The 9,911-nt window shown below is 34.6% G+C and carries 9 protein-coding genes, 2 tRNA genes and 1 rRNA gene; 5 read left to right on the top strand and 7 right to left on the bottom strand.

Features of this window, described 5'->3' with window-relative positions:
* Window positions 1-68: 68 nt before the first annotated feature.
* Complete coding sequence (gene pckA, locus MVY38_RS06125) at window positions 69-1,658, top strand: phosphoenolpyruvate carboxykinase (ATP) (RefSeq protein WP_297484383.1); 1,590 nt, start codon at window positions 69-71, stop codon at window positions 1,656-1,658.
* A 12-nt stretch (window positions 1,659-1,670) separates the two neighbouring features.
* Here pckA and MVY38_RS06130 read toward each other — a convergent pair whose 3' ends face one another.
* From MVY38_RS06130 to MVY38_RS06155, 6 genes are all read right to left on the bottom strand, one after another.
* Window positions 1,671-2,240, bottom strand: coding sequence for a DedA family protein (locus tag MVY38_RS06130; RefSeq protein WP_297484385.1), 570 nt, complete (start codon window positions 2,238-2,240; stop codon window positions 1,671-1,673).
* 21 nt (window positions 2,241-2,261) lie between these two features.
* Window positions 2,262-4,244, bottom strand: a complete 1,983-nt coding sequence (uvrB, locus tag MVY38_RS06135; RefSeq protein ID WP_297484387.1) for an excinuclease ABC subunit UvrB — start codon at window positions 4,242-4,244, stop codon at window positions 2,262-2,264.
* An 88-nt stretch (window positions 4,245-4,332) separates the two neighbouring features.
* A tRNA-Arg gene (locus MVY38_RS06140) sits at window positions 4,333-4,408 on the bottom strand.
* 52 nt (window positions 4,409-4,460) lie between these two features.
* Window positions 4,461-4,537 (bottom strand) — tRNA-Arg (locus MVY38_RS06145).
* Window positions 4,538-4,603: 66 nt separating this feature from the next.
* Entirely contained in the window at window positions 4,604-4,822 is a 219-nt protein-coding gene (locus MVY38_RS06150; RefSeq protein WP_297484389.1) for a hypothetical protein, read from the bottom strand.
* Between the two features lie 6 nt (window positions 4,823-4,828).
* Window positions 4,829-5,056: a hypothetical protein gene (locus MVY38_RS06155; RefSeq protein WP_297430928.1), complete on the bottom strand. Its 228-nt coding sequence runs from the start codon at window positions 5,054-5,056 to the stop codon at window positions 4,829-4,831.
* Between the two features lie 113 nt (window positions 5,057-5,169).
* Here MVY38_RS06155 and MVY38_RS06160 point away from each other — a divergent pair, with 113 nt between their 5' ends.
* From MVY38_RS06160 to aat, 4 genes are read left to right on the top strand one after another with little or no spacing between them, the layout of a single operon-like run.
* Entirely contained in the window at window positions 5,170-6,405 is a 1,236-nt protein-coding gene (locus tag MVY38_RS06160) for an aminotransferase class I/II-fold pyridoxal phosphate-dependent enzyme (RefSeq protein WP_297484391.1), read from the top strand.
* A gap of 5 nt (window positions 6,406-6,410) precedes the next feature.
* On the top strand, window positions 6,411-6,710 hold the full coding sequence (locus MVY38_RS06165; RefSeq protein ID WP_297484393.1) for an ATP-dependent Clp protease adaptor ClpS: 300 nt from the start codon (window positions 6,411-6,413) through the stop codon (window positions 6,708-6,710).
* Between the two features lie 2 nt (window positions 6,711-6,712).
* Window positions 6,713-8,890, top strand: a complete 2,178-nt coding sequence (clpA, locus tag MVY38_RS06170; protein ID WP_297484395.1) for an ATP-dependent Clp protease ATP-binding subunit ClpA — start codon at window positions 6,713-6,715, stop codon at window positions 8,888-8,890.
* Complete coding sequence (gene aat, locus MVY38_RS06175) at window positions 8,890-9,579, top strand: leucyl/phenylalanyl-tRNA--protein transferase (RefSeq protein ID WP_297484397.1); 690 nt, start codon at window positions 8,890-8,892, stop codon at window positions 9,577-9,579. Before clpA ends, aat begins: the two co-directional genes overlap by 1 nt.
* 64 nt (window positions 9,580-9,643) lie before the next feature.
* Here aat and rrf read toward each other — a convergent pair.
* A 5S ribosomal RNA gene (gene rrf / locus MVY38_RS06180) occupies window positions 9,644-9,759 on the bottom strand.
* Window positions 9,760-9,911: the final 152 nt, after the last annotated feature.

Genomic DNA, 9,911 nt, shown 5'->3' on the forward strand with positions numbered 1-9,911 from the left:
GTATAATTTCACTCTAGAGATGATACACTACTAAAAAGTATCAATTAATATGTACCAGAAGGTAAAGTATGAATGTAACAAAAGAGTTGGAAGATTTAGGACTTAAGAGCGTTGGTGAAGTTTATCATAATATTAGCTTTGATGAGCTAAAAAAACATGAACTTGAAAATGGTGAGGTACAAGAGACTAGTAGCGGTGCTGCTACTGTTGATACTGGTATTTTCACAGGTCGTAGTCCAAAAGATAAATATTTTGTAGATCGTGCACCGTCTAACAAATATATTGCTTGGGGCGATGTAAACCAAAAGATAAGTGAAGAGATTTTTGATGAGTTACTTGAACTTTCTCGCCAACAACTCTCAGGAAAAGACCTTTATGTTACTGATGTATATAGTGGAGCAAGTCCAGCTTCAAAAAAATCTATCCGTTTTATAACGGAAGTTGCATGGCAATCTCACTTTGTTAAAAATATGTTTATCCGTCCGACTGCAGATGAATTAGATACATTTAAAGCAGACTTTACAGTTTTAAATGCATGTAAAGCAGTGAATGACAAATGGAAAGAACATGGAATGAACTCTGAAGTGTTTGTTCTTTTTGATGTAGAGAGAAATCTTTGTATCATCGGTGGTACTTGGTATGGTGGTGAGTTGAAAAAAGGTATTTTTTCAATGATGAACTACTGGCTTCCACTTGATGGCAAACTCTCTATGCACTGTTCAGCAAATGTTGGAGAGCGTGGAGACACAGCTCTTTTCTTTGGTCTAAGCGGTACAGGAAAAACTACACTCTCTACTGATCCAAAGCGTGCTTTAATTGGTGATGATGAGCATGGTTGGGATGATGATGGCGTCTTTAACTTTGAAGGTGGATGTTATGCAAAAGTAATTAATCTTAATGGAGAGCATGAACCTGAAATTTTTGGTGCAATTAAAAAAGATGCACTTTTAGAAAATGTTGTTGTTAAAGACAATGGTATTGTTGATTATAATGACGATTCAAAAACTGAAAATACTCGTGTCTCTTACCCAATTGAGCATATTGTAAATCATAAATCAAATCTTATGGCTGGACATCCTGAAAATATCATTTTCTTATCTGCTGATGCGTTTGGTGTTTTACCTCCAGTATCTAAACTTACAAAAGAGCAGGCAATGTACTACTTCTTAAGTGGTTATACTGCAAAAGTAGCAGGTACTGAAAGAGGTATTACAGAGCCAGTTGCAACATTCTCTGCATGTTTTGGAGAGGCGTTTATGACACTGCATCCAACAGTATATGCTGACCTTCTCGGTAAAAAAATAGATGAGCATAATGTAAATGTTTACCTTGTAAATACAGGCTGGACTGGTGGTGCTTATGGTGTTGGAAAACGCATGAGCCTTAAAGATACTCGTGCTTGTGTCAATGCTATTTTAGATGGTTCAATTAAAGAGAGTGAATTTGACACCACAAAAACTTTTAGACTTCAAGTGCCAAAAACTTTGGGCGATATCAATCCTGAACTTCTTAATCCTAGAAATGCTTGGGAAGATAAAGAGGCATTTGATAAAGCTAGAGATGAATTAGCTGCAATGTTTATAGAAAACTTCAAACGCTACCAAGATGCAGATAGTCAATTTGACTTCTCAACTGCAGGACCAAAAGTAGAAAGCTAAAAGCTTTCTACTCTATCTCTTTTTTTTCTTCTTTGTTACTTTTTCCATATAAAGCCAAGTTGCTCCACCAATAGTTATAAGTATAACTGGTGCTAACCATTTGTTATCACTAATAAACATTGCGAATTTACTTAAAACTGCACCAAAGTAGTAACTACTCAAACCAAATGCTAATGCCCAAATAGCCGCTGCAAAAACATTTAAAATTGCAAACTTTTTAAAATCATACTTTGTTAAAGCAATAGCAATAGGAACAACTGTTTTTAAACCATAAATAAATTTTTGAATAAAAATCACCCAGTCACCATTTTTTTTCATCAAAATATGAGCCAAAGCCACCTTTCTTCTATGCTTGCGAAGCCCCTCAACCATCATCGTTTTTTGGTAACGAGTAAGCCAAAAGAGAAGAATATCACCTAAAGCATTTGCACTAAACGCAATAGCAATAGAGAGTGACAAATCCATCTTTCCCATAAAACTAAGAACGCCTGCTGCCACGAGTCCAACAAAACCTCCTCCAAGAGAGTAGAGGAAAAGCCCTATATATCCGTATGTTGCTAAGTTGTTAAGTGTATCTTCCATGTTTTTCCTTGATTTTTTAAACTATAATTTTTTTATTTTTGTAATTTCATCACGAAGCCTTGCAGCCTCCTCAAAGTTCAACTCACGAGCAGCCTCTTTCATTTTCATTGAAAGCTCTTTAATGATTGCTTTTCGCTCACTTGGAGGAATTTTATCCATCTTTTTGTGTTTTTGATAGAGTCCTCCGTGATCTTCAAGTTTTAGATTTTCATCTAAAGCTCTTTTTGTCGTTGTCGGCGTAATCCCATACTTTTTATTATTTGCTTCTTGCAAGGCACGCCTATCATTCGTTTTATCTATGGCTCTTTGCATCGAACCTGTCATTTTATTTGCATATAAAATAACCCGTCCATTCTCATTTCTCGCCCCTCGCCCTATGGTTTGTACAAGCGCCGTTTCACTTCTTAAAAAGCCCTCTTTGTCTGCATCTAAAATAGCAACCAAAGAGACCTCAGGCAAATCTAAACCTTCTCGAAGTAAATTAATACCAATTAAAACATCAAACTCCCCTAAACGCAGTGAACGAATAATTTGATTGCGTTCAATCGTATCTATATCAGAGTGCATATACTGCACTTTTATACCTAAATCTGCTAAATATTTCGTTAAGGCTTCTGCCATCTTTTTTGTTAGAACCGTTATAAGGACACGCTCATTCTTTGCAACTATGCCCTTTATCTCGTCATGTATATCTTCTACTTGATTATCAGATGGTTTTATCTCTATAATAGGGTCAAGCAGGCCAGTTGGTCGTATGATTTGTTCTGCTTTAGTAGAAGAGAGTTCAAGCTCATACTCTGCAGGGGTTGCCGATACAAAAAGATAGTGTGGTGCTTTATTTATATACTCATCTGCTTTTAGAGGTCTATTGTCTAAGGCACTTGGCAGACGAAATCCATAATCAACAAGCACCTCTTTTCTAGCCCTATCCCCAGCATACATTCCTCTATACTGAGGAAGAGAGACATGTGACTCATCAACAATCACAAGATACTCTTTATGATTTTGTTCAAAATAATCAAGCAGAGTAAAAGGTGCTTCACCAGGCTTTTTATTTGTTAAAAGCCTTGAGTAGTTTTCAACCCCTTTACACATTCCAGTTGTTTGTAGCATCTCCAAATCAAACTCTACACGCTGTTTTAAGCGTTGATACTCTACAAGTTTTCCCTCTTTTTGAAAGTATGCAAGCCTTGCATCAAGTTCTTCTTCTATGCGTTTAATAGCAACTGACATCTTCTCCTGAGAAACACTAAACTGTGAAGTTGCATAGATTGTGACGCTTTTATGTTCTTCTAATTTTTTATTATCAATTACATCAAAAGTATAAATCGCTTCTATTTCATCCCCAAAGAACTCAACACGAATTGCTTCTTGCTCAAAATATGGTGGATAAATATCTATACTCTCCCCATTGACACGAATATGTCCACTATCAAAATAGTTGTCATTACGAGAATATCCCATCTCTACTAAACGCAGTAGTAGCTTTTTTTGCGCTACTTCATCCCCGATTTCAAGAGATTGCACCATATTTTGGTACTCTTCAGGATCACCAAGACCATAATTAGCAGAAACAGAAGCGATAACAATAACATCATCATAAGAGAGCAGATTTGCAGTAGCACTCAAACGCAGTCGTTCAAGTTCATCATTAATAGCACTATCTTTTTCTATAAAAAGGTCTTGACGAGGAATATAGGCTTCTGGTTGATAATAATCATAATACGAAACAAAATACTCAACATGATTATGAGGAAAAAACTGGCGAAACTCTGAGTACAATTGAGCCGCTAAAGTTTTGTTATGAGTCATAATAATGGTCGGCATTTTTACATTCTCTATAACTCGCGCCATAGTATGTGTTTTTCCACTACCTGTTACACCTTCAAGTGTCTGGTAACGATTCCCATCAAGTATGCTTTTACTTAATACTTCAATGGCCTTTGGCTGATCACCCGCAGGTTGATAAGGAGATTTTACTGTAAAATTTATGTCTTTTTTCATTAATGGAATTATAGCTTAATTGCTTAAATAAACACATCAATACTTAACCATAGTCCTAGAAAATTATTTTGATACAAAACTATATGAGTGGTCTCCCCACAAGGACTCGAACCTTGAGCTATCCCTTAGGAGGGGACTGCTTTATCCAGTTAAGCGATAAGGAGTTTTTATTATTGTTAAAATTATTGTGAGTTTTATGTAGATGAAGTTTAAATATGGTGCGCCCGACACGATTCGAACGTGTGACCGCTGGTACCGCAAACCAGTGCTCTATCCAGCTGAGCTACGAGCGCACACCATCTCTTTATTAAGAGGGTGAAATTATAGCAATAAAAACTTACAGTAGCATAAAATAATCTCTACTTTTCAAGTTTTTCTAAAATTTCATCTATCTTTTTATTTTGAAGATAGAGCTCATGATTTTTTCTTACATATGCCTGCAGCAATATTTTTAAATCATTATTTCCATCTATATTAAAGTCATCAGCCATCTTTTGTTCTAAAAATAGTGCAAACTTCTCTTCAACATCTACATCAAATCGACGTCCGCCAATATGTAAGCCTATTTTTTTACTCATTTACTTTTAGCCTAAAATACTTTCTATTTTGTTTACAATTTCTTCTATTTCTAAATCTTTGAGTGCATTTTCTTCTGCTAATTTATCAATTTCTTGATTCTTCAATTCACAATTCGCCTTTAATGCTACAAGTTCATTTCTCATTGCCTCAGCTTCACTTTTTAGTGTTTGACGCTCTTGAAGTATTTGTGAAACTTTTTCACTCAATTTATCCAATACCGTTGTATTATCCATCTGCCATCCTATTAGATTATATTTTATAATTTTAGCATAATTAAACTCTTTAGGATAGTTTTTATATCCAATTCGATATAATTTATACACTAACTAAAAGGTATATAAGAAGTATGAATAAATTTGAAGAATATTGTACAAAATTTGTCCAAAATATTGGGTTTAAAGAGGGAGCAGTTTCTCCTACAATCGTCTCATCTGCATCATTTGCATATGGTACACCAGAAATTGCGGAGGGAATATTTAACGGAAGTGTTAAAAAACCACTCTATTCCCGAATGGGCAATCCTACAACTGCAAGATTAGAATCTATTATGGCAGAGATAGATGGTGCAATAGGTGCAGTTGCCACAAGTTCGGGGATGGCTGCGACAACCCTCGCAACAATGTCTCTTCTTTCATCAGGTGATGAAGTCATCAGTATAGGGGGACTTTTTGGAGGTACTTACTCATTTTTTAGTGAAACTATCAGTCGTTTTGGAGTTAAAACATCTTTCTTTGATGTTGATGAATTTGAAAAAATCACCCAAGCTATAAGTGAAAAAACTAAAATTATCTTTTTAGAAAGTGTAGGAAATCCAAATATGCAACTTCCTGATATTAAAAAAATCGCTGCCATTGCAAATAATGCAGGGGTTGCACTTATTGTTGATAATACTATTACACCTTTGAGTATCTCGCCCATTGCACTCGGTGCAGATATTGTTGTTTATTCAACAACAAAAGTAATATCTGGAAACTCATCTGCTTTAGGTGGTTGTGTCGCTTTTCGTGCTATAAACGAGGGCAATGATAAATTTAAAAGCAAACGCTATGATTTTTTAACTAATTTTATCAAAAATACAGGTGCTATGGCACTTATTCCAAATGCAAAGAAAAGAGCTTTAAGAGACTTTGGAATGAGTGCAAATGCTCATGCTAGTTACCAAACAATGTTAGGCTTAGAAACCTTAGCACTGCGTTTACCAAGAGTTGTAAAAAGCATTGAAATCATTACAGAAGAGCTGAGTAAAAGTGGACTAAACATCAACCATCCATCTTTAAAATCACATCCACAACACAGCAGATATTTAGAACAATTTTCTAATGGCTGTGGAACACTTTTCACTATAGATATGCAGACAAAAGAGAGGGCTTTTGAGTTTCTAAAAAGAACAAAGATAGCCACAATAACAGCGAATATTGGGGATAGTCGAACATTAGCTCTGCATATGGCTTCTACAATTTATAGTGATTTTGATGCACATACGAGAAGGTTTCTTGGTATTACTGATGGTCTTATAAGAGTATCTGTGGGATTGGAAAATCCCCAAGATATAATTGATGACTTTCTAAACGCAGCAAAGTAAAGATTATGTCTACACATACAGAATTTGAATTATATGACGAAATTGCACTAAAATATCCTGATAAATACAAAGTTTTTTTGCTCAATGATGATTATACTTCTATGGAATTTGTTATAGATATTCTTATGAGTATATTTCACAAAAGTTATGAGGATGCTCAAAAGACTATGCTTGAAGTACATGAAAAGGGGAAGGGTCTATGTGGGGTTTACTCTTATGAAGTTGCAGAAACAAAAATTATGCAGGTGAAACGAAAGGCTAAAGAGAGTAGTTTCCCTTTAAAAGCTATGATGGAGAAGGAATAAAAATGATAAGTGCATCACTCAACGATATATTTCAAAAATCTATACTCTTTGCAAAACAGTTACATCACGAATATTTAACAATAGAACATGTTTTTTATCTGCTATTAAGCTCTGAAGATGGTGCTACTATTATTGATGCTTGTGGAGGAGATGTAGCAAAGATGAAAGAGGAATTAGCTGAATATCTCAAAAATAGTATGGAAGTATTACCTAAAAATATAGAGCAAGATCCTTATGAAAGTGTCGCGCTTGCAAGACTTATTGATAAAATGGTAAGACATATACAATCTTCAGGACAAGAAAATGCAGATATAGGCGACCTAATTGTAGCGCTCTTTGAGGAAGAGCATACTTTTACTTACGCCTTATTAAGCAAATACCAAATCTCAAAACTTGATATATTAGAAATAATATCCCACGAGAGTCAAGGAACGAATACAGACACAAAAGAGTCAAATCTCTCGAAATATTCGATAGATCTGATTGCAAAAGCAAAAGAGAATAAAATAGACCCTGTAATTGGCAGAGAAAAAGAGATAAAAAGAGTTATCCAAATCCTTTGTAGGCGTAAAAAGAATAATCCTATATTAGTCGGTGAACCAGGTGTTGGTAAAACAGCTATTGCAGAAGGACTTGCGTTAAAAATAGCAGCAAATGATGTTCCTAAAATCATCAATAATGCAAAATTATATGCCTTAGACTTAAGCGCATTACTTGCTGGTACAAAGTACAGAGGTGATTTTGAAAAACGTCTTAAAGGCGTTATGGATGAACTAAAGCATGAAGAAAATGCAATACTCTTTATAGATGAAATTCATACACTTATTGGTGCAGGAAGTACAAGTGGAACTATGGATGCAGCAAATCAACTCAAACCAGCACTTGCCTCTGGGGAAATAAAATGTATGGGTGCAACAACTTTTGCAGAGTATAGAAATGGCTTTGAGAAAGACAAAGCTCTTAGCAGAAGATTTTCTAAAATTGATATTAACGAACCTTCAAAAAAGACAAGCTATCTCATCCTCAAAGGTTTACAAAAAAAATATGAAGCTCACCACTCTGTTAAATATACAAATAAAGCTCTAAAAACAGCAATAGAGCTCTCGAAACGTTATATAAATGATAAATTTTTACCTGATATCGCAATTGATTTAATAGATGAAACGGCAGCATCTTTTCATCTAAAAGAGCCAAAAAAATCAAAAGTAAACGCAGCCGATATAGAGAAAACCATAGCATCAATAGTTGGGATATCTCCCGCGACAATCAGTACAAGTGAAACTCTATCTTTGCAAAATTTGGATGAAAATTTAAAGAAAAGAGTCATAGGACAAGATAGTGCAGTTGAAACTGTCTCTAAAGCCATAAAAATTGCTAAAGCTGGGCTTACACCTACCAATAAACCTATAGGTTCATTTCTGTTTTCTGGACCAACGGGGGTTGGTAAAACAGAACTTGCCATTGCACTCAGTGATACTTTAGGCATTCATTTTGAAAAATTTGATATGAGTGAGTATATGGAAAAACATGCCCTTTCTCGTTTAGTTGGAGCACCTCCAGGCTATGTAGGGTACGAACAGGGAGGTCTACTCACTGAAGCAATTAAAAAACATCCATATACTGTTTTACTGTTAGATGAAATAGAAAAAGCACACCCAGATTTAATAAATATTTTACTACAGATTATGGATAGTGCTACACTAACAGATAATAATGGATATAAAGCAGATTTTCAAAATGTTATATTAATTATGACATCAAATATAGGGGCAAGCGCTCGACATGTTATGGGTTTCAATAAAGATGAATCGCTGGCAAAAAATGAAGATTTGAAAGCCTTTTTCACACCAGAATTTAGAAATAGACTAGATGCTACCGTAGAATTTCAGCCACTTTCTTCTAATGTCCTACAAGGCATAGTCTATAAATTTATAGATGAATTAAATAGTGAACTTAAAAAGAAAAAAATAAATGTAACAGTTACAGATAAAGTTGCCAAATACATAGTTGAAAAATCTTTTAAAGCGGAGATGGGTGCGCGACCACTTAAGAGATATATTAAAGAAAACATTATAAATAAACTTAGTGATGAAATTCTTTTTGGTACTCTGCAAAATGGTGGACAAGTAGTAGTAGATGTAAAAAACAATGCACTAATAAATGAATACATAAAAAATTAATGTATATTCCTCAATTAAATAAATACTCACTAAGCTTTCCTAATCCTCGTGATGCGAATGAGGAAGGCATTGTAGCATGGGGAGGAGACTTAAATCCTTCCAGACTTATTAGAGCTTATCAAAATGGTATCTTCCCTTGGTACTCTAACCAAGATCCTATACTTTGGTGGTCAACAGATCCTCGTCTTATAATGGAATTAGATGATTTCAAACTCAGCAAATCTCTCAAAAAAAGTCTTAAAAAATTTACCTATAAATTTGATACTAATTTTGAAAAGGTTATGCGTTGTTGCGCGACAACAATAAGAGTAGGACAAGAAGGATCTTGGATAAATGAAGAGCTAATTGAATCATTTAATGTTCTACACGGTATGGGTATTGCACATAGCGTTGAAAGTTATCAAAATGGAGAACTTGTAGGTGGTCTATATGGTTTGACAATAGGAAAAGTATTTTGTGGAGAATCAATGTTTACTTATAAATCAGATGCCTCTAAAGCAGCTTACTATATGCTTGTAAAACATTTAAAAAAATGGGGATATGATTTTATAGATTGTCAAGTGCCGACAAGTCATTTGAAGTCACTTGGGGCGAAAGAAATATCAAGAAATGAATTTTTAAATAGACTATATGCTGTACATATGGACAAAATAACACATACTTGGAATATAGACTCTAAAATATTATAAATAAAAAAATACAAAGAAGTAAAGTAATAAGAATAAAGAGTGAAGTAAAAGTAAAGAACGATTAACTAGGCAGCGACCTACATTTCCACACCTGAAAGGTGCAGTATTATCAGCGATGAGAGGCTTAGCTTCTGGGTTCGGAATGGAGCCAGGCGTTTCCCTCTCTCTATAGCCACCTAGACAATCAAAGCTAAAGACACAGAGTGTGTACTTAACTTTGACTGTAATCAGTTCAAAGGGGTAAATAACATTGTAAAATCAACAAAGAGTAAAAACTCTAACTAAATAACTTAACATATCTCTTATTAGTAGCATAGAAAAAAATTTAGTTT

This window comes from Sulfurimonas sp. (assembly GCF_027056685.1).
Lineage (GTDB): Bacteria > Campylobacterota > Campylobacteria > Campylobacterales > Sulfurimonadaceae > Sulfurimonas.

Bases quoted from the DNA above. Each gene is read 5' to 3' on its own strand.
- pckA (WP_297484383.1), top strand. From the start codon at position 69: ATGAATGTAACAAAAGAGTTGGAAGATTTAGGACTTAAGAGCGTTGGT.
- MVY38_RS06130 (WP_297484385.1), bottom strand. From the start codon at position 2,240: ATGGAAGATACACTTAACAACTTAGCAACATACGGATATATAGGGCTT.
- uvrB (WP_297484387.1), bottom strand. From the start codon at position 4,244: ATGAAAAAAGACATAAATTTTACAGTAAAATCTCCTTATCAACCTGCG.
- MVY38_RS06150 (WP_297484389.1), bottom strand. From the start codon at position 4,822: ATGAGTAAAAAAATAGGCTTACATATTGGCGGACGTCGATTTGATGTA.
- MVY38_RS06155 (WP_297430928.1), bottom strand. From the start codon at position 5,056: ATGGATAATACAACGGTATTGGATAAATTGAGTGAAAAAGTTTCACAA.
- MVY38_RS06160 (WP_297484391.1), top strand. From the start codon at position 5,170: ATGAATAAATTTGAAGAATATTGTACAAAATTTGTCCAAAATATTGGG.
- MVY38_RS06165 (WP_297484393.1), top strand. From the start codon at position 6,411: ATGTCTACACATACAGAATTTGAATTATATGACGAAATTGCACTAAAA.
- clpA (WP_297484395.1), top strand. From the start codon at position 6,713: ATGATAAGTGCATCACTCAACGATATATTTCAAAAATCTATACTCTTT.
- aat (WP_297484397.1), top strand. From the start codon at position 8,890: ATGTATATTCCTCAATTAAATAAATACTCACTAAGCTTTCCTAATCCT.